Raw genomic sequence first — 25,915 nt, forward strand, 5'->3', positions numbered from 1 at the left:
CTTTCCAAAGTAAGCCTTTTCACACTTATTTTTTAAAATTTTTAAAATAGAAAATCAAATTATTTTCTAAGTAATTTTGCTTACATTCCCCCAATCTTACAAAAATGTAAGATTAAAGCCTTTTTTGTAAGGTTAGGTTATGGCAAGCGGTCTTTTTTTGATGTAAACTAGACTCATAAAGAACAAAGGAGTAACATCATGAAACAAATCTTACAGAAGAAAACAAGAAAACCAAGCTACAAAGATATCGAGCGTGTTCAACTGGGATGCGCTATGATGCAAGCGACATTTCATTTGATGGGATATTAAGAAAGGAGATTCTCATGACACTTTTAGATGTAAAACACGTTCAAAAAATTTATAAAACTCGTTTTCAGGGCAACCAAGTAGAAGCCCTCAAGGATATTCACTTTACCGTCGAAAAGGGTGACTACGTTGCCATCATGGGTGAGTCTGGTTCTGGTAAATCAACTCTTCTCAATATCCTAGCTATGCTGGATAAACCAACTCGTGGTCAGGTTTATCTGAATGGAACTGATACAGCAACCATTAAAAATTCACAGGCTTCTAGCTTCCGTCGTGAAAAGCTGGGCTTTGTCTTCCAAGACTTTAACTTGCTAGATACTCTCTCTGTAAAGGATAATATCTTGCTTCCGCTTGTCTTGTCAAGAAGACCAATTACGGAGATGATGAAGAAATTGGTGGTGACAGCTGAGAATCTAGGTATCAACCAATTGCAAGAGAAGTACCCTTACGAGATTTCTGGTGGTCAGAAACAGCGTGTAGCAGTAGCCCGCGCCATCATCACAGAACCTGAAATTCTCCTTGCGGATGAGCCAACAGGAGCCCTTGATTCCAAGTCATCTGCAGCCTTACTTGATGTCTTTGATGAAATCAATGAGCGTGGCCAAACCATTCTCATGGTAACCCACTCAACAGCAGCAGCTAGCAGAGCTAAACGTGTACTCTTTATCAAAGACGGCATTCTTTACAACCAAATCTACCGTGGAGAGAAGACAGAACGTCAGATGTTCCAAGAAATTTCTGATACCTTGACTGTCATGGCAAGCGAGGTGAATTAGTATGTTTCGATTAACCAATAAGTTAGCGGTATCGAACTTGATTAAAAACCGCAAACTCTACTATCCTTTTGCGTTGGCTGTTCTCTTGGCAGTCACCGTCACCTATCTCTTTTACTCTCTAACTTTCAATCCCAAGATTGCTGAAATCCGTGGAGGAACAACCATTCAGGCTACACTTGGATTTGGTATGTTTGTCGTCACCCTTGCGTCAGCCATTATCGTCCTTTATGCCAATAGTTTTGTCATGAAGAACCGTTCCAAGGAACTAGGGATTTATGGCATGCTGGGTTTGGAGAAACGCCATCTAATTAGTATGACTTTTAAGGAGTTAGTGGTATTTGGGATTCTAACTGTTGGAGCAGGTATCGGTATTGGAGCCTTGTTTGACAAGTTAATTTTCGCTTTCCTACTCAAACTGATGAAATTAAAGGTTGAGCTGGTCGCTACCTTCCAAATGAAAGTTGTCATTACAGTACTTGTTGTCTTCGGTTTGATTTTCCTAGGCCTCATGTTCCTGAATGCCCTTCGAATTGCCCGTATGAATGCCCTCCAGCTCTCTCGTGAGAAAGCAAGCGGAGAGAAAAAAGGTCGTTTCCTACCTCTACAAACTATTCTTGGTTCCATAAGTTTAGGGATTGGATATTATCTTTCCCTTACTGTAAAAGATCCTCTTACAGCCTTAACAACTTTCTTCCTAGCTGTTTTGCTGGTTATTTTTGGAACCTATCTCTTGTTCAATGCAGGTATTACAGTCTTCCTACAAATCTTAAAGAAAAACAAGAAATATTATTACCAGCCCAATAACCTTATCTCAGTGTCCAACTTGATTTTCCGTATGAAGAAAAATGCGGTTGGACTAGCAACTGTCGCAATTTTGTCAACAATGGTTTTGGTAACCATGTCAGCAGCTACTAGTATTTTCAATGCCTCAGAAAGCTTTAAAAAAGTTCTAAATCCGCATGATTTTGGGGTTTCAGGGCAAAATGTTGAAAAAGAAGACTTGGACAAACTCTTGAGCCAGTTTGCAAGTGATAAAGGTTATAAGATTAAAGAGAAAGAAGTGCTTCGTTACGCTTACTTTGGTGTTGCAAACCAAGAAGGTAGCAAGTTAACCCTTTTTGAAAAAGGACAAAATCGTGTCCAACCCACAACAGTTTTCATGGTATTTGACCAAAAAGATTATGAAAATATGACTGGCCAAAAATTGTCTCTATCAGGAAATGAGGTCGGACTCTTTGCAAAGAATGAGGGAGTTAAAGAACAGAAAGCTCTAACTCTAAATGATCATCAATTTTCTGTCAAAGAAGAATTTACTAAAGATTTCATTGTAAACCATGTTCCAAATCAGTTTAATATTTTGACTGCTGATTACAATTACCTTGTTGTACCTAATTTACAAGCCTTTTTGGATCAATTCCCAGATTCGGCTATCTATAATCAGTTTTACGGTGGTATGAATGTAAATGCCAACGAAGAAGAACAACTCAAGGTCGCTGAAGAATATGATAAATACCTCAATCAGTTTAATGCTCAATTAAACACGGAAGGTAGCTATGTTTACGGTAGCAATCTAGCAGATGCTAGTTCTCAGATGAGTGCCCTCTTTGGTGGTGTCTTCTTTATCGGTATTTTCCTATCCATTATCTTTATGGTCGGAACGGTTCTGGTCATCTACTACAAACAAATTTCTGAAGGCTATGAAGACCGTGAGCGCTTTATTATCTTGCAGAAAGTCGGTTTAGATCAAAAGCAAATCAAGCAAACCATTAACAAACAGGTTTTAACTGTTTTCTTCCTTCCTTTGCTTTTTGCCTTCATACATCTAGCCTTTGCCTACCATATGCTTAGTCTGATTTTAAAAGTGATTGGTGTAATAGATACGAATATGATGTTGACTGTGACCTTGTCTATCTGCGCTATCTTCCTCATCGCCTATGTGCTGATTTTCATGATTACTTCAAGAAGTTATCGCAAGATTGTCCAAATGTAAAAAAGATACCTCGACTTCAAAATCGAGGTATTTCTTGTATTTTATACTCAATGAAAATCAAAGAGGAAACTAGGAAGCTAGCCACAGGTTGCTCAAAACACAGTTTTGAGGTTGTAGATAAGACTGACGAAGTCAGCGACCATATCTACGGCAAGGCAACGCTGACGTGGTTTGAAGAGATTTTCGAAGAGTATTAAATGCTGAAAAGTTGTCCGAGCAGGAAAGTAACTCCCATAGTCAAGAGACCAATAGCTAGGTTTCGAATCATAGCTGTTTTGGTTGGGGCTTTTCCAAGTTTGGCACTAGTGTAACCAGTGAGAAGAAGGGCCACACCGACGATAAGGACAGTAACAGGGATGCGGTATTCACTTGGGAAAATGGTAATTGAAAGCATTGGTGGTAAGCTACCAAGGAAAAAAGAAATAAAGCTAGAGATAGCAGCATGCCAAGGATTGGTAAACTCTTCATACTCAATCCCATATTTTTCCTCTACCAAAGCCTTGAGCGGATTATTTAAAAAGGCTTTGTTGGTGAGAAGTTGGGCTGATGTTTCACACTCACCATTTTGAATATAGGCAGCATAGAGGGACTTTTTGGCTAGTTCCATATCTTGGTCTAGCAAGACTTGCTCACGCGCAACGGCTGCTTCCTCGGTATCTTTTTGAGTTGAAACGGATACATATTCTCCACCAGCCATTGAAAAGGCACCTGCCAAAATAGCTGCAAAGCCTGATAAAAAGATAATCCAGATATTGGTCGTGGCACTAGCAACCCCGATAACCACACCAGCAATGGAAATAATCCCATCATTGGCACCAAGCACACCCGCACGCAGGATATTTAAACGACCTGCAAAATTTGAATCAATTTCGTGATTTGTTTCTGACATATTATTCTCCTTTTTATCCAGTATAAAGGAAAAATATAAGGAAATCAATCTTTTAAAACTGTCTGAAAAAAGTTGCACGATTTTAATTTTACGAGCTTTTTAAAAGTTAGAAACAGCACTAACTAGTAGAGAAGGATAAAAGAGAAGCAAAGCTGATAGACTAGTCCTTTTTCTACTTATCTATGGTATAATAGGAGGTAGATTTACTAATCGGAGTAAGAAAGATTTTATGATTAAACTAGTAGCAACGGATATGGACGGAACCTTCCTAGATGAGAATGGACGCTTTGATATGGACCGTCTCAAGTCTCTCTTGGTTTCCTACAAGGAAAAAGGGATTTACTTTGCGGTGGCTTCGGGGCGCGGATTTCTATCCTTAGAAAAATTATTTGCTGATGTTCGTGATGACATTATTTTTATCGCGGAAAATGGCAGTTTGGTAGAGTATCGAGGTCAGGACTTGTATGAAGCGACCATGTCTCGTGAGTTTTATTTGACGACTTTTGAAAAGCTGAAAACGTCACCTTATGTAGACATCAATAAACTGCTCTTGACGGGAAAAAAGGGAGCTTATGTTCTAGATACGGTTGATGAGACCTATTTGAAAGTGAGTCAGCACTATAATGAAAATATCCAAAAAGTAGCGATTCTGGAAGATATTAAAGATGACATTTTCAAATTTACGACCAACTTCACAGAAGAAACGCTTGAAGCTGGGGAGGCTTGGGTTAATGAACATGTTCCTGGTGTTAAGGCCATGACAACTGGCTTTGAATCTATTGATATTGTTCTGGACTATGTCGATAAGGGAGTGGCCATTGTTGAATTAGCTAAAAAACTTGGTATCACAATGGATCAGGTTCTGGCTTTTGGAGACAATCTAAATGACTTACATATGATGCAGGTTGTGGGACATCCTGTAGCTCCTGAAAATGCACGACCTGAAATTTTAGAATTAGCAGAGACAGTGATTGGTCACCATAAGGACCAGTCGGTTATAGCTTATATGGAGGGCATATAATGGCAGATATAAAATTGATTGCATTGGACTTGGACGGGACCTTGCTGACTACTGATAAAAGGCTGACGGATCGTACCAAGGAAACCTTGAAAGCTGCGCGTGATCGTGGTATCAAGGTCGTATTGACAACTGGTCGTCCCTTAAAAGCCATGGATTTCTTTCTCCATGAGCTAGGGACTGACGGCCACGAAGATGAGTATACGATTACTTTTAATGGTGGTTTGGTTCAGAAAAATACAGGTGAAATCCTTGATAAAACAGTCTTTTCATATGATGATGTGGCACGCTTGTATGAGGAAACAGAGAAATTATCACTGCCTCTTGATGCTATCTCAGAAGGAACTGTTTATCAAATTCAATCCGACCAAGAAAGTCTTTATGCCAAATTCAATCCAGCTTTGACTTTTGTTCCAGTGGACTTTGCAGACTTATCTAGTCAAATGACTTATAATAAATGTGTGACTGCCTTTGCTCAAGAACCCTTGGATGCAGCTATTCAGAAGATTTCTCCAGAATTGTTTGACCAATATGAAATCTTTAAATCACGGGAAATGTTGCTAGAGTGGTCACCAAAGAATGTTCATAAAGCAACAGGTTTGGCAAAACTAATCAGCCATCTTGGAATCAACCAAAGCCAAGTTATGGCATGTGGTGACGAGGCCAATGACCTCTCTATGATTGAATGGGCAGGACTCGGTGTTGCCATGCAAAACGCTGTTCCTGAAGTCAAGGCAGTCGCAAATGTAGTGACGCCAATGACCAACGATGAAGAGGCTGTCGCCTGGGCTATCGAAGAATATGTGCTAAAGGAGAACTAAGATATGGGATTATTTGACCGTTTATTCGGAAAAAAAGAAGAACCTAAAATCGAAGAAGTTGTAAAAGAAGCTCTGGAAAATCTTGATCTATCAGAAGATGTTGAGTCTTCTCTTACAGAAGATGAGGGAATCCTTCAAGAAGAAGCAGAAGTTGAAAGTTCTGAAGAAGCTCTGCTCCAAGAAGAGGAAAATCAAGAGACAGTTGAAGAAAGTCTGGATTCAGAGCCAGCTGTAGAGGTTCATCAAGAAGAAGTCGAAGAATTGCCAAACTCAGAAGAAGTCACAGAGGAAGAGAATACTGAGCTCCTAGAGACTGTAGAAGAAAATAGTTCTGAAGTGCTTGAACCAGAAATGACTCAAGTAGAAGAGACTGTTCAGGAAAAATATGACCGCAGTCTTAAGAAAACTCGTACAGGCTTCGGAGCTCGCTTGAACGCCTTCTTTGCTAATTTCCGCTCTGTCGATGAAGAATTCTTCGAGGAGTTGGAAGAATTACTGATTATGAGTGATGTTGGTGTCCAGGTGGCTTCTAACTTAACAGAGGAGTTACGCTACGAAGCCAAGCTTGAAAACGCCAAGAAACCTGATGCACTTCGCCGTGTCATCATTGAAAAATTGGTCGAGCTCTATGAGAAAGACGGTAACTACGATGAAAGTATCCACTTCCAAGATGGCTTGACAGTCATGCTCTTTGTTGGTGTTAATGGTGTTGGGAAAACAACTTCTATCGGGAAACTAGCCCACCGCTACAAACAAGCAGGTAAGAAGGTTATGCTAGTTGCGGCAGATACTTTCCGTGCAGGTGCAGTAGCCCAGCTTGCTGAATGGGGTCGTCGTGTGGACGTTCCAGTTGTGACTGGACCTGAAAAAGCTGACCCAGCTAGTGTAGTCTTTGATGGCATGGAACGTGCCGTGGCTGAAGGTATCAATATTCTTATGATTGATACTGCTGGTCGTTTGCAAAATAAGGATAACCTTATGGCTGAGTTGGAAAAGATTGGTCGTATCATCAAGCGTGTTGTTCCAGAGGCACCCCATGAAACCTTCTTGGCTCTGGATGCATCAACAGGTCAAAACGCTCTTGTACAGGCCAAAGAATTTTCAAAAATCACGCCATTAACTGGAATTGTCTTGACTAAGATTGATGGAACTGCTCGAGGTGGTGTTGTTCTAGCCATCCGTGAAGAACTCAATATTCCTGTAAAATTGATTGGTTTTGGTGAAAAAATCGATGATATTGGAGAGTTTAACTCAGAAAACTTTATGAAGGGTCTCTTGGAAGGCTTAATCTAATCAGAAGCAAAAATCCTGCAAGGTACAAACTTGCAGGATTTTTTGTTATTCTAAACGGCCATCTTGACGATAGGCGATATCTGGTTGCCAAGTCCATTTGGCACCGAATTTTTCAAGTAAGTCAAAGCTAGCTTGAGGTCCCATGCTTCCAGCTTTATAGTCATGAAGTGGGGCACCATTTTCAGCCCAGAGTTCTTCGATTCGGTCAATCAATTTCCACGACGCACCAACTTCATCCCAGTGGCTAAAGTTAGTTGAGTTGTTATTTAGGACATCATAAATCAATTTTTCGTATGGTTCTGGAGAGGCACCAGTTGCGGTCGCATCTGTACGGTAATCCAGTGAGTTAGGAGCCAAGTTGAATTCTTCTCCTACCTGCTTCCCATTTAGGCTAAGAGAGAAGCCTTCTGTTGGTTGGATATAGATGGTCAAAATATTTGGAGCAAGTGGTTCTCCAAATATAGAATCCATTTGTTTAAAGACGATGTTGACATGAGTTCCTTTTTCAGTTAGTCGTTTACCAGTACGGAAGAAGAAAGGAACACCACGGAAGCGATCGCTGTCTACAAAGAAGGCACCAGATGCAAAGGTTTCTGTTGTAGATTCTGGATTTACATTTGGCTCGCTACGATAAGAGATGTATTTCATGCCATCAATCTTACCTGAACGGTATTGACCACGGATAAAGTATTCTTTAAGTTCTTCATCAGTTGGGTGATAGAGGTTTTTAAAGACCTTAATCTTCTCAGCACGAATCTCGTCTTTTGTGAAGCTTGCTGGCTTGTCCATAGCAAGGAGAGAAAGAAGTTGGAGTGTATGGTTCTGTACCATATCACGGAGGGCACCTGATTGGTCATAGTAGCCACCACGTTCTTCTACACCCAAGCGCTCCGCAAAGGTAATTTGAACATTGTCGATAAATTCCTTGTTCCAAACGTTTTCGAAAATCAGGTTGGCAAAGCGAACTGCAAAGATACTTTGGATCATTTCCTTACCAAGATAATGATCAATACGGAAAATTTGTTCTTCGTCAAATGTTGCCAGGAGCTCGTCATTCAACTTGCTTGCAGTTGCGTAATCTGTACCAAATGGTTTTTCAACGATTAAGCGCTCAAAACCTTTACCATCCACAATGTTTTCAGACTTGAGGTGTTTGGCGATAGTTCCAAAGAACTGAGGTGCCATAGACAAGAAGAAGAGCTTGTTGTGTTCAGCTTGGTACTTGTCATTTAGTTCAGCCTGCAATTGACGTAAAGCAATGTAGTGTTCTGTATCATTGACATCATGACTTTGATAGTAGAAGTGGCTAGCGAACTCCTGAGCTTGTTCGGTACTATCTGCCAAATCAAGGATGGATTCGACTACAACAGATTCAAAATATTCCTTGCTCCAAGGACGACGAGCAGTTCCAATGACTGCAAAGTGCTCGGAAAGATTGCCGGATTTATATAGTCTAAAAAGGGAAGGGTAGAGCTTGCGTTTAGCCAGGTCTCCACTCGCACCGAAAATTGTAACAATAACCTTAGATGACATCTAGCTACCTAATTTCTATTTTTATTCCTAGTCTTGCTAGGTATGAGGAAATCTCATTTCATAAATTTAATTCTAACATAATTTTCCGAAAAATCAAAAAATCCAATACGAGATAGAAAAAAACTGCAAGGAAATCCTTACAGTTTGCGTTTAGACGTTTAAGACCTTGTCCAAGAAATCTTTCAGACGTGGGTGTTGTGGGTTATCAAAGATTTGATCAGGTGTTCCGTCTTCAAGGAATTCACCGTCTGCAGTAAAGATAACGCGGTTGGCAACCTGACGGGCAAATCCCATCTCATGGGTTACGATAATCATGGTCATGCCTTGTTTAGCCAAGTCTTTCATAACGTTTAGTACGTCTCCGACCATTTCAGGGTCAAGGGCAGAAGTTGGTTCATCAAAGAGCATGATGTCTGGATTCATTGCTAGTCCACGAGCGATAGCCACACGTTGTTTTTGACCACCGGATAGGCTATCTGGGTTAGCATTAGCTTTATCTGCTAGTCCAACCTTTTCAAGCAACTCCATCCCCAATTTCTCAGCTTCTTCTTTGGTCATTCGTTTGTGTTCAATAGGAGCAAAAGTAATGTTGTCCAATACAGACATGTGTGGGAAGAGGTTGAAGTGTTGGAACACCATTCCGATATTTTCACGGACGTGGTCAACGTTGGTTGTTTTTTCAGTTAAGTCATAACCGTTCACAGTAATGTGACCGCTCGTAACTTCTTCTAGAAGGTTGAGGCTACGGAGGAAGGTTGACTTACCAGAACCTGAAGGACCGATGATACAAACAACATCTCCTTCATAGAACTTAGTCGTAATTCCTTTTAAAACTTCATTTTTTCCGTAGCTTTTGTGTAAATCATTTACATCAATTTTTAATTTTGCCATTAACGAATCCTCTTTTCTAAGCGTTTCGCTAGTTTAGTCAAAAGTGTGATAATTACAAGATAGAAGATAGCAAGGATTGCATACATCTTGAAACTTTGGTAGTTACGGGCAATGATAATCTTACCAGTTTGGAAGAGTTCAACCAAACCGATAGCAGAAACGATGGTTGTATCTTTAAGAGCGATAACGAATTGGTTAACAAAGTTTGGCAACATCAATTTAGTTGCTTGTGGCAAGATAATCTTACGCATGGTTTTTCCATAAGAGATACCCAAGCTTCGGCTAGCTTCCATTTGACCAACTGGAACGGCCTGAATACCACCACGAACGATTTCAGCGATATAAGCCGCTGCATTGAGTGAGAGGGCGATAGTACCAGCTACGAAGTCGTTAATTGGACTTTGTTGGCCTGTGATAGACTCGATGAAGTTTGGAATTCCCCAGAAGATGAAGGCTGCAAGAATCATCAAAGGAATACCACGGATAACGTCAACGAAAATCTCAGAGATCACACGAAGAGATTTGTATGGGCTAACGCTAAACATACCGAAGATAATCCCGATAACAATAGCAATAGCAAATGAGATAAGAGCTAGAGCAAGAGTGATACCAAGTCCGCTAAGGAGCTGTTTGTAGTTATTTTGAAGCAAGCCCCAGATAGTTGTTTCGTCAACAGTGCTTGTTGAAGTAGTTGAAGATTCGCTAGCTAGGTATTTGTCAAGAATCTTTTGGAATTCACCGTTTGCTTTAAGGTTTGCAAGTCCGTTGTTGAACATTTCAATCAATTCTGGATTTGTGCCTTTTTTAACGGCAAAGGCTGTTTCTCCGATTGGACTTCCAGGGATTGGTGTTTTCAATTTTTGACCTTGGCTGATAGAATATTTGAGAACAGGTTCATCATCCATAACAGCATCAATGGCACCAGTGTTTAAACTGTCATACATTGATGAACCATCAGCGAAGGTTTTAATTTGATAACCGTATTTGCTTTGATTTTCTGTTAGGAAGGTTTGAGAAGCAGTTCCGTTTTTAACACCAACCGTCTTCCCTTTCAAATCTTCATAAGAAGCAATGGTACTTGATTCTTTGACGCCGAGGATTGTGTTTGCAGTGTAGTATGAATCTGAGAAATCAAAAGTCGCCTTACGAGCATCTGTGACAGACATACCAGCAATGATACCATCTGCTTGACCAGCTTGGACAGCGTTAATAGCGGCATCGAAACCAGGGTTGATGATTTCAATTTCAAAACCTTGGTCTTTAGCGATTGCCTTAATCAATTCCATATCAATACCAGTGTATTGGTTGCTTGAATTTTGGAAAACAAAAGGTGCAAAAGAAGAATCGCTGGCAATGATGTATTTAGCTTTAACAGGAATGGCTTTTAAGCCCGCTAGAGTAGTTGTAGTTGGAACTGCTGAAGATGATGAAGCAGTCCATTTCTTGATGATTTTATCAAGACTACCATCTTTTTTCATTTCAGCCAAGGCTTGGTTAAATTCAGTAACTAGGTGCTCGTATTTGCTTCCTTTTTTAACACCGAAAGCAAAACTCCCTACAGCTTCCCCATCCATTTCGATATGGAGGTCTTGACCTTGGTTAATGGCATACTCGATAACAGGTTTGTCATCCATCATGGCATCAATTGCACCAGCAGTCAAGCTGTTGTTCATCAAATCACCAGTGTCAAATGTTTTAATAGCAAAACCGTATTTATCCTTGATACTTTCAAGGAAACGTTGAGCGGCTGTTCCGTTTTTAACACCAACAGTTTTTCCTTTTAATTGGTCATATTTACTAATCTTGTGTGACTTAGTAGTTGCAATGACAACTTTTGTATCATAGTAAGTATCAGACATGGTGAAAACTTTTTCACGTTCTTTAGTCTTTGTCATCCCTGCCATGATAGCGTCAGCTTGACCAGCTTGAACCGCATTTACCGCTGCGTCAAATCCAGGATAGGACATCTGAATGTTCCATCCTTTAATCTCAGCCACTTTGTTGATAATGTCAACATCAATTCCTTTATAAGTTTGATCTGAATCTTTAAACTCAAAAGGTGCATAGGCGGTATCAGAAACAATCTTAATCGTTTCAGCTTTCGCAATACCTAATGAGAAAATTGGGAATAAAATTAGCAAAAATGCTAGAAATTTTTTCTTCATTTTTAGTCTCCTTTTCCGAATATTTTCCCATTATATCAGAAAAAGTAAAAAAAGGCAAATTTTTATATTTTCGTGTTAGAAAATATAACATCTATATTTTCTTTTCCTTCTTGAATTGCTACTATAAAGTGCTATAATAATAGTATATAGTAGAAGAAAAGAGGACAGGAATATGAAGAACAAAAGAATATTTAAAGACTTCCAAGCTTCCAAAATGCGGTTAAACCTTTACACAAGCCCCTTGTTAGCCTTTGCTTTTGTCTTCATAGGAGAGTTTGTGGCTTATACTCTGTATGGTATTAGTTTGTTAGCTCTCATCGGACTTGCTAGAAATTTTGGAGAGGCTGGTCAAAATCTTGCAACCTATTTGCAGACATTGCAACAGAGCTTGATGGATAAAACAAGTGACTTTCGTTTAATTTTAGAATTGCTGGCCTTTGGTTTCGTTCTCAACACTGTGTTCAGATGGACTAGAAAAGTTGAGAAAAGACCTATTCGAACTTTAGGATTTTATAAAGAAAATTTCCTCAGTAATCTTCTTAAGGGATTTGGTTTAGGTCTGGCACTTTTTCTTCTGACCTTGTTAGGTTTAGTAGCATTAGGGCAATATCGTTTTGAGTCTATTCACTTGAATCCTTATTCGCTTACCTTTGTTGTCTTTACTATCCCTTTTTGGATTTTACAGGGGACAACAGAAGAAGTGGTAGCCCGTGCTTGGCTCCTTCCTCAATTGGCCTCAAGAACCAATCTAAAACTTGCTGTTCTTATATCTAGCCTATTCTTTACTCTGCTTCATATGGGCAATTCTGGTCTAACACCACTATCTTTAGTAAATCTCTTCTTATTCGGAGTTGCCATGTCACTTTACCTCCTCAAAACAGATACAGTTTGGGGTGTTGCAGGTATTCATGGGGCCTGGAATTTTGCTCAGGGAAATCTCTTTGGGATTTTAGTTAGTGGTCAACCATCAGGAACGTCATTGATGACCTTTTTACCACAAGGCAATCAAGTCTGGCTATCAGGTGGCGCTTTTGGGATAGAAGGATCTATCATGACAAGTTTGGCCTTGCTACTGCTGATTGTCTATCTCGCTTATCAATTAAAGAAAGAAAATGAAAGGATGTGACTTAGGTTCGTCCTTTTCTTCGTGAAAATGCAACAAGTATGCTAAAATAGGAATAGCATATCGAGAGAGGATTCTTATGATCAACCGTATTACAGATAATCAATTTAAACTAGTATCAAAATATCAACCATCAGGAGATCAACCACAAGCTATCGAGCAGTTGGTTGATAATATCGAGGGGGGAGAAAAAGCTCAGATTCTGATGGGGGCGACTGGAACAGGGAAGACTTATACCATGAGTCAGGTCATTTCCAAAGTCAATAAACCCACTCTGGTCATCGCCCACAATAAGACTCTAGCAGGACAGCTCTATGGGGAGTTTAAGGAATTTTTTCCTGAAAATGCAGTTGAGTACTTTGTATCCTACTATGACTATTACCAGCCAGAAGCCTATGTCCCTTCTAGTGATACCTACATTGAGAAGGACAGCTCTGTCAATGACGAGATTGACAAGCTCCGCCACTCAGCTACTTCGGCTCTTCTGGAGCGTAATGATGTCATTGTTGTGGCCTCAGTCTCTTGTATTTATGGTTTAGGTTCGCCCAAGGAATACGCTGACAGCGTCGTTAGTCTGCGTCCAGGTCTTGAAATTTCTCGTGATAAACTCTTGAATGACTTGGTAGATATCCAGTTTGAGCGCAATGATATTGATTTCCAACGGGGAAGATTTCGTGTTCGTGGAGATGTGGTGGAGATTTTCCCAGCTTCCCGTGATGAGCATGCATTTCGAGTAGAATTTTTTGGAGATGAGATTGATCGTATTCGTGAAGTCGAAGCATTAACTGGTCAAGTTCTCGGTGAAGTGGACCACTTGGCGATTTTCCCAGCCACTCACTTTGTGACCAATGACGATCATATGGAAGTAGCTATTGCCAAGATTCAGGCAGAGTTGGAGGAGCAGTTAGCTGTCTTTGAGAAGGAAGGCAAATTGCTAGAAGCCCAGCGTTTGAAACAGCGGACAGAGTATGATATTGAGATGCTGCGTGAGATGGGCTATACCAACGGGGTTGAAAATTATTCTCGCCACATGGATGGGCGTAGCGAAGGTGAGCCTCCTTACACCCTTCTCGACTTTTTCCCAGATGATTTCTTAATCATGATTGACGAGAGCCACATGACTATGGGGCAGATCAAGGGTATGTACAATGGTGACCGTTCGCGTAAGGAAATGCTGGTTAATTATGGTTTCCGTTTGCCATCAGCTTTGGACAATCGTCCTCTCCGTCGGGAGGAGTTTGAGAGTCACGTTCATCAGATTGTTTACGTTTCAGCGACACCTGGTGACTATGAAAATGAACAGACCGAGACAGTGATTGAGCAAATCATTCGTCCAACAGGACTCTTGGATCCAGAGGTAGAAGTCCGTCCGACTATGGGACAGATTGATGACCTTTTGGGTGAAATCAATGCCCGTGTTGAAAAGAATGAACGAACCTTTATCACCACTTTGACTAAGAAAATGGCAGAGGACTTGACCGACTACTTCAAGGAAATGGGTATCAAGGTCAAGTACATGCACTCGGATATCAAGACCTTGGAACGGACGGAGATTATCCGTGATCTGCGCTTGGGTGTCTTTGATGTCTTGGTCGGAATTAACCTGCTCCGTGAAGGGATTGACGTACCTGAAGTGAGTCTAGTAGCTATTCTCGATGCTGACAAGGAAGGTTTCCTTCGAAACGAGCGTGGCCTTATCCAGACCATTGGTCGTGCTGCCCGTAACAGTGAAGGGCATGTCATCATGTATGCGGACACTGTGACTCAGTCTATGCAACGTGCTATCGATGAAACAGCTCGCCGTCGGAAAATTCAGATGGCCTATAATGAAGAACACGGTATTGTGCCTCAGACAATCAAGAAAGAAATCCGTGACCTGATTGCTGTGACCAAGGCAGTTGCTAAGGAAGAAGACAAGGAAGTCGATATCAATAGCCTCAACAAACAAGAACGCAAAGAACTTGTTAAGAAACTCGAAAAACAAATGCAAGAAGCCGTCGAAGTGCTTGACTTTGAACTCGCAGCTCAGATCCGCGATATGATGCTGGAAGTCAAGGCGTTAGATTAGGGGAATTTTATGAATATTTTAGTTATCAATGGACATCCTGATAAAGAAAGTTACTGCCAAGCAATTTTTCAAACGATTGTAGAAAATATAGACTCAAAGAGACATGAACTTGAAATGATTAATCTTAATGAGGAAGAGTTTGATCCTGTTTTACGTTATGGTTATCGACAAAGAATGGAGGATGATCCGTTTATTCTACGCTCTCAAGAATTAATTCAGTGGGCAGAACATTTCATTTTTGTTTATCCTATTTGGTGGAGTAGTATGCCTAGTCTATTGAAGGGGTGGATTGATCGTGTTTTTACGCCAGGCATTGCATACTCTGCAAATAATCGAGGAAGCTTTATTTTGAATTACTTGAGTGGTAAACAGTTCAAAAAGTTATTAAAAGGAAAAACAGCTAGTATCTATGTAACTTCAATGGCACCAACTTGGTGGTACAAAGTATTTTCAGGTCCGATTAACATTCCAGACAGTTATGGAATATCAGTATTAAAGAATGCTGTATTGAATCACTGTGGCATAAAAACAAAGAGGGTTTCAATCTTAGGAGAGTTAGGCCGTGAAGTAAATACAAGTTCAACAAGACAAAAATTTCTACAAAAAGTAGCAAAGGAAGTCAGACTGTTGGATTAAGGAGGAGAAAATAAATGACGGTTATTATCAAATCAATGAAAACTCCTGAAGAGATAGAAGGTAAATCCTTCGTTCACTGGCAAACGTGGAGAGAGGCTTATGATGACCTTTTGCCTGCAGAATTTCAGGAGACAATAACATTAGAAAGATGTCGATTCTTTAGTCAAAAGTATCCAGAAAATACATTAATTGCGATAGATGACCTGAAGGTAGTTGGTTTTATCAGTTATGGCAGCTTTCGTGATGAGACTATACAAGCTGGTGAAATTATTGCTTTATATGTTTTAAAAGACTATTATGGAAAAGGAATCGCACAAAAGTTAGTGAAAGTAGCTTTGACTGCTCTTGATCATTTTTCTGAAATTTTCTTATGGGTATTGAAAGATAATAAGCGAGCCATTGCTTTCTATCAAAAAATGGGTTTTACTTTTGATGAACAAGAAAAGATACTTGAACTTGGAAAGCCCATAAAGGAAAAACGGATGGTATTCTATTCTAAATAATTTTAAAAAGTAGAAGCTAATGGTACTGGTACCAAGTCTAAAAATTTAATAAATTAGAAAGTGAGTAAATTTATGTCTCGAGCACAATTAACGATTTTAACAAATATTTGTCTGATTGAAGATCTCGAAGCTCAGCGCGTGGTGATGCAGTATCGTGCTCCTGAAAACAATCGCTGGTCTGGTTATGCCTTTCCAGGAGGCCATGTAGAAAACGGCGAGTCTTTCGCAGAGTCTGTGATTCGTGAAATCTACGAAGAAACAGGATTGACTATCCAAAATCCTCAACTTGTCGGCATTAAAAATTGGCCACTAGATACAGGTGGGCGCTATATTGTCATTTGTTATAAGGCGACTGAGTTCTTTGGTACCCTTCGCTCTTCAGATGAAGGAGAAGTTTCTTGGGTGCAAAAAGACCAGATTCCAAACTTGGATCTGGCCTATGATATGTTACCCTTGATGGAAATGATGGAAGCTCCTGACAAATCTGAATTTTTCTACCCTCGCCGTACAGAAGACGATTGGGAAAAGAAAATCTTCTAGTCTTTTACTAAATAACCTAGCTGATCCAAGGCCTCCTCGATATAGTGGAGGTCTTGTTGTGTTTCGTATCTAATAGTAATAGGAGATTAGTAAAAACATGTGTACTCTGAAATAAATTTAAAATATTTCTAAAAAAGTATTGACAAAACAAAAGAAAACGCTTACTATATAAATAAGGGAACGGTTCCACAATAAAAAAGGAGGAGTGATGACTACAATAAAACAGGTTGCTGAAGAAGCTGGAGTATCAAAGTCAACAGTTTCAAGATATATTTCGAAAAAAGGCTATGTCGGAGATGATGCGAGAGAAAAGATAAAAAATGCTATCAAGAAATTAAATTACACACCAAATGTATTAGCACAATCTTTAAAAACTAAAAAAAATCAAATGGTAGGACTCTTATTGCCAGATATTTCTAATCCCTTCTTCCCAAGATTAGTTCGAGGAGCCGAATCATATTTGAAAGATAAAGGTTATAGGATTATGGTTGGTACTATTTCAGATCATGATTCGTTAGAAGAATATATAAACCTTTTGTTAAAAACAAATGCAGCTGGTATTATAACAACACTTGACTTTACAAAGGAATTTCCAAATCTAACATTACCTGTTGTTGTGGTTGACCGGATTAGTAAAGATACAGGTTACGGTGTCTTTTCTGATAATCAGTTGGGTGGACGTTTGGCTGCTAAAGCAATTTGGAATGCTGGCGCTAAGCAAGTTATGATTATTAAAGTTTTAGATGATAAAGCCGAGAATATCGCGGAACGCTTTGAAGCAAGTTTAAACTATTTGAGGAATAAAAATTTAGAAATTTGTATTGAAGAAAGTGAAACTTTTGACTTTGAAAAAATTCAAAAAGAAGCTAAAGAGAATCTAAAAAGAAATCCAAATATCGATAGTATTATAGCACCTTCTGATATTCATGCGATAGCTTATATTCATGAAATTTTAGCAATTGGTAAAAAAATTCCAGATGATATTCAAATCATTGGTTATGATGATATTGTACTTAGTCAATTCATTTACCCTTCTTTATCAACTATTCACCAATCATCATATAAAATGGGAGAACAGGCTGCAAAACTAATCTATAATATGGCAAATAAGTTCTCTATAGATGAAGCTAAAATTAAACTACCTGTTAGATACGTAGAAAGAAATACATTAAGGAGAAAGTAATGAGTAAAATTGTTGTTGTTGGAAGTATTTCAATGGACTTAGTTATGAGAACAAAAAGGATTCCAGAAGGAGGTGAAACGATTTTTGGGGATTCATTTAATATAGTTCCAGGTGGAAAAGGTGCAAATCAGGCTGTAGCTATTGGTAGATTATCCAGTGTAGAAGATAATATTTACATATTTGGGGACGTTGGGGAAGATATTTTTTCAGCAGATTTACTAAGCAATCTGCAAAATAATAATATTTCTATAGAACATGTGGGAACGATACCACAATCTACAGGAGTTGCACAAATTACTTTATATGGAGGTGATAATAGGATTATTTATTATCCCGGAGCGAATAATTTAGTTAAAACAAATGATTGGAAAAATGAGTGGGAATTGATTAGTGATGCAAGTATTGTTGTATTACAAAATGAAATACCACATGAAGCCAACTTATCTATAGCTAAATTTTGTCAAGAAAATAAAGTTAAGGTGCTTTATAATCCTGCACCAGCTAGAGAAACAGACATAGAGATGATTCCTTTTTGTGATTTTATTACTCCTAATGAGCATGAATGTTCAGAGCTTTTTCCAGATAAGAAATTAGAAGAAATTATTAAAATTTATCCTAATAAAATGATTGTGACATTAGGAGTTGAAGGTTCTATTTATTATGATGGGACAGCAGTTCAGAAGATTCCTGCTATAAAAGCAGAAGTAGTTGATACTACAGGAGCAGGAGATACGTTTAATGGTGCTTTTGCTTATGCTATCTCAAAAGGAAAAGAGATGAATGTTGCATTGTCCTTTGCAACAATTGCTTCACATCTTTCTGTTCAAAGATTTGGAGCGCAAGGAGGCATGCCGAGTTTGAAAGAAGTAAAGGAGCATTCAGGATATGAAGAAATATGGGATTTTAAATAGTAATATAGCGAAACTAGCTGATGATTTAGGTCATATGGATTTGGTTTGTATCGGAGATTTAGGATTGCCAGTTCCAAAAGGTGTTGATAAAATTGATTTAGCATTAAGAAAAGGCAGTCCAAGTTTTTTAGAAGTTTTAAAAGAATATTCAGATCATGTACTTATTGAAAAAATTTTCTTAGCAGAAGAAATTAAGGAAAAAAACAAAGAACAGTGGCAAGCAGTTCTAGATCTTTTAGGATCGAATATAATTATTGAGTATATTAGTCATGAAGAATTGAAAGCTATGAATACTAAAGTTAAGGCAGTTATTCGCACTGGGGAAGATACACCATATTCGAATATAATCTTGCAATCAGGAGTTATTATTTAGAAGGGGGTTGCCTATGAAAATTGAAATGAAGAACATTTCAAAATCTTTTGGGAATAATCGTGTTTTAGAAAGTATTGATTTGGTTCTTAATTCAGGAGAAGTTCATGCTTTAATGGGAGAGAATGGTGCAGGCAAATCAACCTTAATGAATATTTTAACTGGACTTTTTCCAGCTACTTCAGGAACTATTTTTATTGATGGAAAAGAAAAAACATTTTCTAATCCTCAAGAGGCAGAACGGTTTGGACTGAGTTTTATTCATCAAGAAATGAATACTTGGCCAGATATGACTGTACTTGATAATCTTTTTTTAGGAAGAGAAATTAAAAATTCGATTGGGTTTCTAGATAAAGCTAGTATGGAAAGGAAAGCTAAAGAAGCATTTAAACGTCTTAATATATCTATTCCTCTCGATGCAATCATTGGTCAATTATCAGTCGGACAACAACAAATGATAGAAATAGCAAAATGTCTATTATCAGAAGTTTCCTTATTAATTATGGATGAACCCACAGCAGCTTTAACTGATCGTGAAACTGAAACACTTTTTAAAGTGATAGAAGGATTAAAATCTGATGGTGTAGGTATTGTGTATATTTCACATCGGATGGAAGAAATCTTTAAGATTACAGATCTTATAACTGTTATGAGGGATGGGTTTGTAATTGATACCAAGAAAACGAACTTAACTAATGCGGATGAATTAGTTCAGAAGATGGTAGGTCGTGAATTAGAAGATTATTATCCAGAAAAAAAGGCTGAGATTGGGAATATTGTTTTTCAAGCTAAGAATCTTTCTGGTTCTGCTTTTACGAATATTTCTTTCTATGTACGTCAAGGGGAAATTCTTGGTTTTTCTGGTTTGATGGGTGCTGGTCGTACTGAAATAATGCGAGCAATTTTTGGAATTGATTCTTTAAAATCTGGTCAAATTATAATAAACGAAGAACAACTGATAATTAAAAATCCTTTTGAAGCAATTAAGCATGGAATTGGTTTCTTAACAGAAGATCGTAAAGATGAGGGATTGATTTTAGATTTTTCTATTAAAGATAATATGACTTTACCTAGTACTCGTGATTTTGTTAAAAATGGCATTTTCGATAATAAAACAAGTGATATATTTGTACAACGTTTAATAGATAGGCTACGAATTAAATCAGGTTATCCAGATAAGGAAGTTGGAACACTTTCTGGTGGTAATCAACAGAAAGTAGTTTTAGCAAAATGGATAGGTATTGCTCCAAAAGTACTGATTCTAGATGAGCCAACTCGTGGGGTAGATGTTGGTGCTAAGCGTGAAATTTACCAATTAATGAATGAATTGGCTGAACGAGGTGTGCCGATTATTATGGTATCTTCAGATTTACCAGAAGTGATCGGAGTCAGTGATCGCATTATGGTCATGCATGAAGGAAGAATTAGTGGAGAATTAACACGTCAAGAAGCTACACAAGAAAAAGTTATGCAACTAGCTACAGGGGGACAATAGTGTGAAAAATACTATGAAGTATATGTCAGAATTGACAACGGTAATAGCATTGATAATTTTAATGGCTGTCATCACTATTATCAATTCAAATTTTTTAACAGCAAATAATCTGTTAAATTTACTATTGCAAGTAACATCAAATGCACTGATCGCTTTTGGAATGACCTTTGTTATTCTAACAGGTGGAATTGATTTATCAGTTGGATCAATTTTAGCCTTATCCAGTGCGCTCACAGCTGGCCTATTAGGATCTGGAATGCCTGTTACATTAGCAATTCTCATCTCTTTAATTTTGGGTTGCATTCTGGGGATGATGAATGGTTTGTTGATTTCCTACGGGAAATTAGCTCCATTTATCGTTACTTTAGCAACTATGACTATTTTTAGAGGCGCAACACTTGTTTATACAAATGGGAATCCTATCACAAAAGGATTAAGTGATACATTCTTATTTCAATTTTTGGGGCAAGGTTACATAGTCGGAATTCCATTTCCTGTAATTATTATGTTTATTGTATTTATTGTTTTATATGTTTTACTTCATAAAACAGCATTTGGTAAATCTGTGTATGCTATAGGGGGGAATGAAAAAGCAGCATATATATCAGGTGTGAAACTAAATAAAGTGAAAATTATCATTTATTCAATTTCAGGTATTATGGCTTCAATTTCTGGATTGATTATAACATCACGCTTAAGTTCTGCTCAACCAACAGCAGGTGCTAGTTATGAAATGGATGCTATTGCAGCTGTTGTTCTTGGGGGCACCTCTTTGTCAGGAGGTAAAGGTCGTATACTGGGTACTCTAATAGGTGCTTTAATTATTGGGGTGTTGAATAATGGACTTAATATTATCGGTGTTTCAGCATTTTGGCAACAAGTAGTAAAAGGAGTTGTAATCTTAATTGCTGTTCTGATTGATCGTTTTAAAGTTGTAAAACAGTAAAATAATTTTTAATTTTTTTGGAAATAGTAACAATTTATTAGATGACGAACAATAATCGGGATTGAAACTATCCCTATAGATATATATTACGAGGAGTAATAACATGAAAATTATTAAAAAAATTAGCATTTTTGCTTTGTTTGTAACATTTATTTTTGCTTTAGTAGCTTGTGGAAAAACTGGTTTAGGAAATTCATCAAATGATAATAAATCTACGACTCAAAAGTCAGCAAAAGAATTAAAATTAGGAGTTTCTATTTCGACTACTAACAATCCCTATTTTGTAGCTATGAAAGATGGTCTTGAAAAAGCCGCAAGAGAAAAAGAAGTAACTTTGAAGATAGCAGATGCACAAGATGATGCTGCTAGACAAGCAGATGATATTCAAAATTTTATTAGTCAAAATGTAGATGCTTTACTAATTAATCCAGTTGATTCTGATGCAATTGTTACATCTATTAAAGCTGCCAATAATGCAAATATTCCAGTAATCTTAATTGACCGCGGTAGTAATGGCGGTGAAGTCTTGACAACTGTTGCTTCTGATAACGTAGAAGCAGGTAAAATGGCTGCAGAATTTATTACCAAGCAATTGGGAGAAAAAGCAAAAACTTTTGAATTATCAGGAGTCCCTGGCGCTTCTGCAACTGTAGATAGAGGTAAAGGATTTGAACAAATTTCAAAGACAAATTTAGATGTTCTTTCCAGTCAATCCGCTAATTTTGATCGCGCAAAAGCTTTGAATACAGCGCAAAATATGATTCAAGGAAACAAAGAAGTACAAGCAATCTTTGCACAGAATGATGAGATGGCGTTAGGAGCTGCACAAGCAGTAAAAGCAGCTGGTCTTAGCAATGTTTTAATTGTTGGTATTGATGGTCAACCAGATGCACATGATGCTATTGCAAAAGGTGATATTACTGCCACTATTGCTCAGCAACCAGCTAAGATGGGTGAAATTGCTATTCAATCAGCAATCGATCATTATCAAGGGAAAAAACTGGAAAAAGAAACAGTTTCTCCAATTTATCTTGTGACTAAGGATAATGTTGATCAACATAACTGGTGATATATTTTTAGTAAGTAGTTGTTAATTTTCATTCAATGTAGTTTTTAAATATCATTGTTACTATTTGAGCTATTGGATTCAAAAAGACCAGATTCCAAACTTGGATCTGGCCTATGATATGCTACCCTTGATGGAGATGATGGAAGCTCCGGACAAATCTGAATTTTTCTACCCTCGCCGTACAGAAGACGATTGGGAAAAGAAAATTTTCTAATCCTTTACTAAATAACCTAGCTGATCCAAGGCCTCCTCGATATAGTGGAGGTCTTGTTGTGTTTCAGCTTCGACTAGGTGGTAGTGGGTGCCATCTGTCAATTCAGATAGGGGTCTAAAGTCAGAATGCTCGACTTGTTCTAGAAAATGTTGCACATCTCTGCGACAAGACAGTTTAAGCAAGGTTTCGATTTCTCCATAAACGGGATGGTCAATCAAGGTATTTTGAACACGTCCACCATTGTCAACGATAGCAAGGAGTTCTTGACCGATTTCTTCAACTTCATGTTTGACTTTGAAAAGTTTGTGGACGTATGGATTGACATCAACTTGCTTATAGACGTAGCCACGATTAGTGGATAGGATAGGAGCGCCATCGGCTCTTAAAATTGCAATGTCCTGTACAATGACCTGGCGTGTAACATGGAAATGTTCAGCTAAACTTTGGCCATTGAGGGCTTTAGGAGCTTCTTTCAAGAGTTGGAGAAGGGCTTGTTTGCGATCTTTTGTCATAGTTCTTCCTTTTAACGGCGTTTTCGAAGCACTTTATAGACAGCTAGTGCTAATGTATAGTCTACCATACTATGGATAATTGTACCAAATCCAACTAGCACAAATAGAACATAAAACATATTTTCTACATTGGTACCGGAAGTTGCATAAAAAACGACACAAGCTAATACTTCAGCAAGGGCATGGATAAGTGCTAAAACAAAGTTAAAAATCCAGGAAGATTTTGGTTTATCTAGTGTATCGGGGAATTTTTGTAGGTAAAGAGCCCCCAAAGTCCCAAAAAAGATATGGGAAAAAGCTCGAAAAACGATAACCATGGGATAGCCAGCCATCAAAAATCCAAAACTAGAGGCTAGGATGACAAAAACAGCCATCAAGGGCGACAAGAACATAGCGATAAAAATAGCGATGTGGCTTCCCAAAGTGTAAGAAGCAGGTGGAATGACAATCTTAAAAGGCATAACAATTGGAATCAAAATCGCAATAGCCGTTAAAAGAGCAGTCATTGTCATAAATTGTGTCTTTTTCCGTGTATTCATAAGAATCTCCTTTTTATCTGTATATACACTAGTATAGTACAATAAACAAGACAATAAAGCAAGAATTTACTTAAGTTTATAGGTCGTTTTTTAGTTAAAAGTTAGTAAAGATTTCACTAAAAAGAAACTGTATAGAGCAAAATCTCCACCTTCAAGCATGAAAGCGGAGATTGTTTTTATTTTTTCAAAGTCTGTAGTCTTGGAACAATGGCTAGGGTTAGAACTGCGGAAATGACTAATTCGGCAATCGAATTTGTTGAGATAACAGTTGCTAGGAGTTTTTGGATATTACCATCAAAGACATTTCCAAAAAGGTAGAAAATTCCACCAAGTACAAAGACTGTGTTGGTAAGTGAACCAAGGGCACCAGCTAGAATCAGACCAGTTTTATTTTTCATCAGTTTATAAACTAGATACGGAGTCAAACCAATCAAAATACGTGGGACGATGGCAATGATAGCTGAGTAGATGTTTCCGTTTGGTACAAATGGGGAGAAGAGGTAACTTGTCGGTAGAATTGTAATCGTGTTAACAGTTAAGCTAAGTAGCCCCATCAAAAATCCAAGTGTAACTCCAACGCGTGGACCGTAAATAATGCTGGCAATAATGACAGGAATATGAACGATAGTCGGTTTGATTGGAAATGGAAAAAGGTTAAAGATAAGTGAGCTCAGAAAGTGTATCACGAGCATGGTTGCAAAAAAGATAGCAATAGGTGCAATATTAGAGCGTTTTTTCATCGAGAGTTTCCTTTATTCTTTCTAAAATAATTGTGAGATCGGCTAAGGCTCCTCTTCCGTGGTCTCCACAAGCTAGTAGGGATTCCTTAGGAGCAATCAGCTGATAGCCGTAGGTTTCTAATGTTTTCAGATTAGCCTGAGTTGCTGGATGGTCATACATTTTTGTATTCATAGCAGGAGCTATTAGTTTGGGAATATGACTTGGCAAGGCTAAAGCTGTACTGGTCACCATGTTGTCCGCAAAGCCAAGGGCTAGTTTTGCGATAGTGTTAGCAGTTGCAGGGGTCACGATGAATACATCCGCCTTTTTTCCAAGTTCGATATGATTAACCTGTTCAGGATAGGGTTCCTTCATGACATCCAGGTGGACAGGATTCTGTGATAAGACCTGTAGAGTCAAAGGTTGGATAAACTCTGTAGCAGCCTGGGTCATTAAGACAGTGACTTGATGGCCTTGTTTTTTAAGCGAACTAACTAAATCTGCCGACTTGTAAGAGGCGATTGAGCCCGTTACAGCCAAGAGAATGTTTGACATAGTTTTCCTTTCTATGAATGACAGGCTTGAATTTTTTCAAGGAGGAGTTCTGCAATTTCTTCTTTAGTGTTAACCGTTTGGAGATAATCTTTCTCAACAAAGATTGCACGATGCTGGTTTGCTGAAATTTGAGTCAGGTCATTTGCGATAATCAAGTCTGCTTGGTTCTTGATAAGACTTTTTCGAGCAATCTCGATGAGATAATCCTCAGAGACATCAACCAGCAGTTTGAAGCCAATCAGATGAATAGCAGGATTCCATTCTTTGACTAGAGAGATGATTTTTGGTGTTTTTTTCAGGAATAAAACCTGAACCTCATCAGTCGAAGAAATCTTAGCTTGATGATTTTGCTTGCTTAAAAATTTTTCCAAATTGGAGCTAGACTGAACTTCCTCTAGACTTGTCATATAAACAGGAGTGTAGTCGGATACCGCCATTGAGTGAATCAAGACTTGATAATCCTGAACACGTTCTTGCATTTCTAGTAGAAGGTTCTTGGTATTGTTAATTTCTCGAATGCTTAGGTTGGGATGGGCTTCTGGCTTCAGAGCTCGTTTTGTTGTTATCAGACAAACTTCATGCCCTGCAGCAAGCAAGGTTTCTGTGATGATTTTCCCCAAGCGACCTGTGGAATGGTTAGTGATAGAGCGGACGCTATCAATAGCTTCACTGGTACCGCCCGATGTAACTAAAATTTTCATAGCACTATTGTACACAAAAATAAGCGGTAAGTAAAATGAAAGTGATAAAATTTTGGTAAAAGGAAAGAATATAGTTTCAAACTATAAAGCCATATAAAATTTAAGAAAGGACTCTAAAAACCTTAAAAATAGGGATATTTACGAACGT

General features: G+C 38.3%; 25 protein-coding genes and 2 pseudogenes. 17 read left to right on the forward strand and 10 right to left on the reverse strand.

Going from position 1 to position 25,915, the window contains the following annotated elements; all coding sequences use genetic code 11:
• Positions 1 to 323 precede the first annotated feature (323 nt).
• Both ADJ60_RS06535 and ADJ60_RS06540 read left to right on the forward strand, forming a co-directional pair.
• Positions 324 to 1,082, forward strand: coding sequence for an ABC transporter ATP-binding protein (locus tag ADJ60_RS06535; protein WP_000173372.1), 759 nt, complete (start codon positions 324 to 326; stop codon positions 1,080 to 1,082).
• 1 nt (position 1,083) lies between these two features.
• Positions 1,084 to 3,072: an ABC transporter permease gene (locus ADJ60_RS06540; protein ID WP_049544156.1), complete on the forward strand. Its 1,989-nt coding sequence runs from the start codon at positions 1,084 to 1,086 to the stop codon at positions 3,070 to 3,072.
• Between the two features lie 193 nt (positions 3,073 to 3,265).
• Here ADJ60_RS06540 and ADJ60_RS06550 read toward each other — a convergent pair whose 3' ends face one another.
• Entirely contained in the window at positions 3,266 to 3,961 is a 696-nt protein-coding gene (locus tag ADJ60_RS06550) for a VIT1/CCC1 transporter family protein (protein WP_049544161.1), read from the reverse strand.
• 229 nt (positions 3,962 to 4,190) lie between these two features.
• Between ADJ60_RS06550 and ADJ60_RS06555 the strand changes: the two genes are divergently transcribed.
• The 3 genes from ADJ60_RS06555 to ftsY are packed head-to-tail and all read left to right on the forward strand — an operon-like array spanning position 4,191 to position 7,093.
• A complete protein-coding gene (locus ADJ60_RS06555) occupies positions 4,191 to 4,982 on the forward strand; it encodes a Cof-type HAD-IIB family hydrolase (protein ID WP_049544163.1) in 792 nt (263 codons plus the stop codon).
• Complete coding sequence (locus ADJ60_RS06560) at positions 4,982 to 5,800, forward strand: Cof-type HAD-IIB family hydrolase (protein ID WP_049544166.1); 819 nt, start codon at positions 4,982 to 4,984, stop codon at positions 5,798 to 5,800. Before ADJ60_RS06555 ends, ADJ60_RS06560 begins: the two co-directional genes overlap by 1 nt.
• A 3-nt stretch (positions 5,801 to 5,803) precedes the next feature.
• Positions 5,804 to 7,093 carry a signal recognition particle-docking protein FtsY gene (ftsY, locus tag ADJ60_RS06565; protein WP_049544169.1) on the forward strand — a complete coding sequence of 430 codons (1,290 nt, stop codon included), beginning with the start codon at positions 5,804 to 5,806 and terminating at the stop codon, positions 7,091 to 7,093.
• A gap of 45 nt (positions 7,094 to 7,138) precedes the next feature.
• Here the strand turns inward: ftsY and zwf are convergent, their stop codons facing one another.
• The 3 genes from zwf to ADJ60_RS06580 all read right to left on the reverse strand — a co-directional run bounded on the left by zwf (position 7,139) and on the right by ADJ60_RS06580 (position 11,682).
• Entirely contained in the window at positions 7,139 to 8,626 is a 1,488-nt protein-coding gene (zwf, locus tag ADJ60_RS06570; protein ID WP_049544170.1) for a glucose-6-phosphate dehydrogenase, read from the reverse strand.
• A gap of 150 nt (positions 8,627 to 8,776) precedes the next feature.
• Positions 8,777 to 9,517 carry an amino acid ABC transporter ATP-binding protein gene (locus ADJ60_RS06575; protein WP_049544173.1) on the reverse strand — a complete coding sequence of 247 codons (741 nt, stop codon included), beginning with the start codon at positions 9,515 to 9,517 and terminating at the stop codon, positions 8,777 to 8,779.
• The gene (locus ADJ60_RS06580; protein WP_049544174.1) at positions 9,517 to 11,682 is read right to left on the reverse strand and encodes an ABC transporter substrate-binding protein/permease; all 2,166 of its coding nucleotides are present in this window, start codon (positions 11,680 to 11,682) and stop codon (positions 9,517 to 9,519) included. The genes ADJ60_RS06575 and ADJ60_RS06580 overlap by 1 nt, the downstream gene beginning before the upstream one ends.
• Before the next feature lie 172 nt (positions 11,683 to 11,854).
• Between ADJ60_RS06580 and ADJ60_RS06585 the strand changes: the two genes are divergently transcribed.
• From ADJ60_RS06585 to ADJ60_RS06605, 5 genes are all read left to right on the forward strand, one after another.
• Positions 11,855 to 12,808: a CPBP family intramembrane glutamic endopeptidase gene (locus ADJ60_RS06585; RefSeq protein ID WP_049544177.1), complete on the forward strand. Its 954-nt coding sequence runs from the start codon at positions 11,855 to 11,857 to the stop codon at positions 12,806 to 12,808.
• 76 nt (positions 12,809 to 12,884) lie between these two features.
• Positions 12,885 to 14,873 (forward strand): excinuclease ABC subunit UvrB, encoded by a 1,989-nt coding sequence (gene uvrB, locus ADJ60_RS06590; protein ID WP_049544180.1) that lies wholly within the window; start codon positions 12,885 to 12,887, stop codon positions 14,871 to 14,873.
• 9 nt (positions 14,874 to 14,882) lie between these two features.
• Positions 14,883 to 15,509 carry an NAD(P)H-dependent oxidoreductase gene (locus tag ADJ60_RS06595; RefSeq protein ID WP_049544182.1) on the forward strand — a complete coding sequence of 209 codons (627 nt, stop codon included), beginning with the start codon at positions 14,883 to 14,885 and terminating at the stop codon, positions 15,507 to 15,509.
• Between the two features lie 14 nt (positions 15,510 to 15,523).
• On the forward strand, positions 15,524 to 16,012 hold the full coding sequence (locus tag ADJ60_RS06600) for a GNAT family N-acetyltransferase (protein WP_049544184.1): 489 nt from the start codon (positions 15,524 to 15,526) through the stop codon (positions 16,010 to 16,012).
• Positions 16,013 to 16,084: 72 nt separating this feature from the next.
• Positions 16,085 to 16,552, forward strand: a complete 468-nt coding sequence (locus ADJ60_RS06605) for an 8-oxo-dGTP diphosphatase (protein WP_049544186.1) — start codon at positions 16,085 to 16,087, stop codon at positions 16,550 to 16,552.
• Here the strand turns inward: ADJ60_RS06605 and ADJ60_RS11490 are convergent.
• Positions 16,549 to 16,626: pseudogene (locus tag ADJ60_RS11490) on the reverse strand (DNA-binding transcriptional regulator); the annotation flags it as partial. The gene ADJ60_RS06605 and the pseudogene ADJ60_RS11490 overlap by 4 nt on opposite strands.
• Positions 16,627 to 16,760: 134 nt before the next feature.
• On the opposite strand from ADJ60_RS11490, the gene ADJ60_RS06610 reads away from it, so the two are divergent.
• From ADJ60_RS06610 to ADJ60_RS06640, 7 genes and pseudogenes are all read left to right on the forward strand, one after another.
• Entirely contained in the window at positions 16,761 to 17,735 is a 975-nt protein-coding gene (locus ADJ60_RS06610; RefSeq protein ID WP_049522078.1) for a LacI family DNA-binding transcriptional regulator, read from the forward strand.
• Positions 17,735 to 18,646 carry a ribokinase gene (rbsK, locus tag ADJ60_RS06615; protein ID WP_049544188.1) on the forward strand — a complete coding sequence of 304 codons (912 nt, stop codon included), beginning with the start codon at positions 17,735 to 17,737 and terminating at the stop codon, positions 18,644 to 18,646. Before ADJ60_RS06610 ends, rbsK begins: the two co-directional genes overlap by 1 nt.
• Complete coding sequence (rbsD, locus tag ADJ60_RS06620; RefSeq protein WP_000759835.1) at positions 18,621 to 19,019, forward strand: D-ribose pyranase; 399 nt, start codon at positions 18,621 to 18,623, stop codon at positions 19,017 to 19,019. Before rbsK ends, rbsD begins: the two co-directional genes overlap by 26 nt.
• A gap of 13 nt (positions 19,020 to 19,032) precedes the next feature.
• Complete coding sequence (locus tag ADJ60_RS06625; RefSeq protein ID WP_049544190.1) at positions 19,033 to 20,511, forward strand: sugar ABC transporter ATP-binding protein; 1,479 nt, start codon at positions 19,033 to 19,035, stop codon at positions 20,509 to 20,511.
• A 1-nt stretch (position 20,512) separates the two neighbouring features.
• Positions 20,513 to 21,457, forward strand: a complete 945-nt coding sequence (locus ADJ60_RS06630) for an ABC transporter permease subunit (protein WP_004248623.1) — start codon at positions 20,513 to 20,515, stop codon at positions 21,455 to 21,457.
• A gap of 103 nt (positions 21,458 to 21,560) precedes the next feature.
• Complete coding sequence (locus tag ADJ60_RS06635; protein WP_049544192.1) at positions 21,561 to 22,526, forward strand: substrate-binding domain-containing protein; 966 nt, start codon at positions 21,561 to 21,563, stop codon at positions 22,524 to 22,526.
• Positions 22,527 to 22,599: 73 nt separating this feature from the next.
• Positions 22,600 to 22,740: pseudogene (locus tag ADJ60_RS06640) on the forward strand (NUDIX hydrolase); the annotation flags it as partial.
• On the opposite strand, the gene ADJ60_RS06645 reads toward ADJ60_RS06640, so the two are convergent.
• From ADJ60_RS06645 to coaB, 5 genes are all read right to left on the reverse strand, one after another.
• Entirely contained in the window at positions 22,737 to 23,252 is a 516-nt protein-coding gene (locus ADJ60_RS06645) for a transcription repressor NadR (RefSeq protein ID WP_049544194.1), read from the reverse strand. The pseudogene ADJ60_RS06640 and the gene ADJ60_RS06645 sit on opposite strands and share 4 nt — an antisense overlap.
• An 11-nt stretch (positions 23,253 to 23,263) precedes the next feature.
• Positions 23,264 to 23,791 (reverse strand): ECF transporter S component, encoded by a 528-nt coding sequence (locus ADJ60_RS06650; protein ID WP_001097396.1) that lies wholly within the window; start codon positions 23,789 to 23,791, stop codon positions 23,264 to 23,266.
• Positions 23,792 to 23,967: 176 nt separating this feature from the next.
• Entirely contained in the window at positions 23,968 to 24,531 is a 564-nt protein-coding gene (locus ADJ60_RS06655; protein WP_000747412.1) for an ECF transporter S component, read from the reverse strand.
• On the reverse strand, positions 24,515 to 25,066 hold the full coding sequence (gene coaC / locus ADJ60_RS06660) for a phosphopantothenoylcysteine decarboxylase (protein ID WP_049544196.1): 552 nt from the start codon (positions 25,064 to 25,066) through the stop codon (positions 24,515 to 24,517). Before coaC ends, ADJ60_RS06655 begins: the two co-directional genes overlap by 17 nt.
• An 11-nt stretch (positions 25,067 to 25,077) precedes the next feature.
• A complete protein-coding gene (gene coaB, locus ADJ60_RS06665; RefSeq protein ID WP_049544198.1) occupies positions 25,078 to 25,767 on the reverse strand; it encodes a phosphopantothenate--cysteine ligase in 690 nt (229 codons plus the stop codon).
• Positions 25,768 to 25,915: the final 148 nt, after the last annotated feature.

This window comes from Streptococcus pseudopneumoniae (assembly GCF_001076775.1).
In the GTDB taxonomy this organism is placed as follows: Bacteria; Bacillota; Bacilli; order Lactobacillales; family Streptococcaceae; genus Streptococcus; species Streptococcus pseudopneumoniae_G.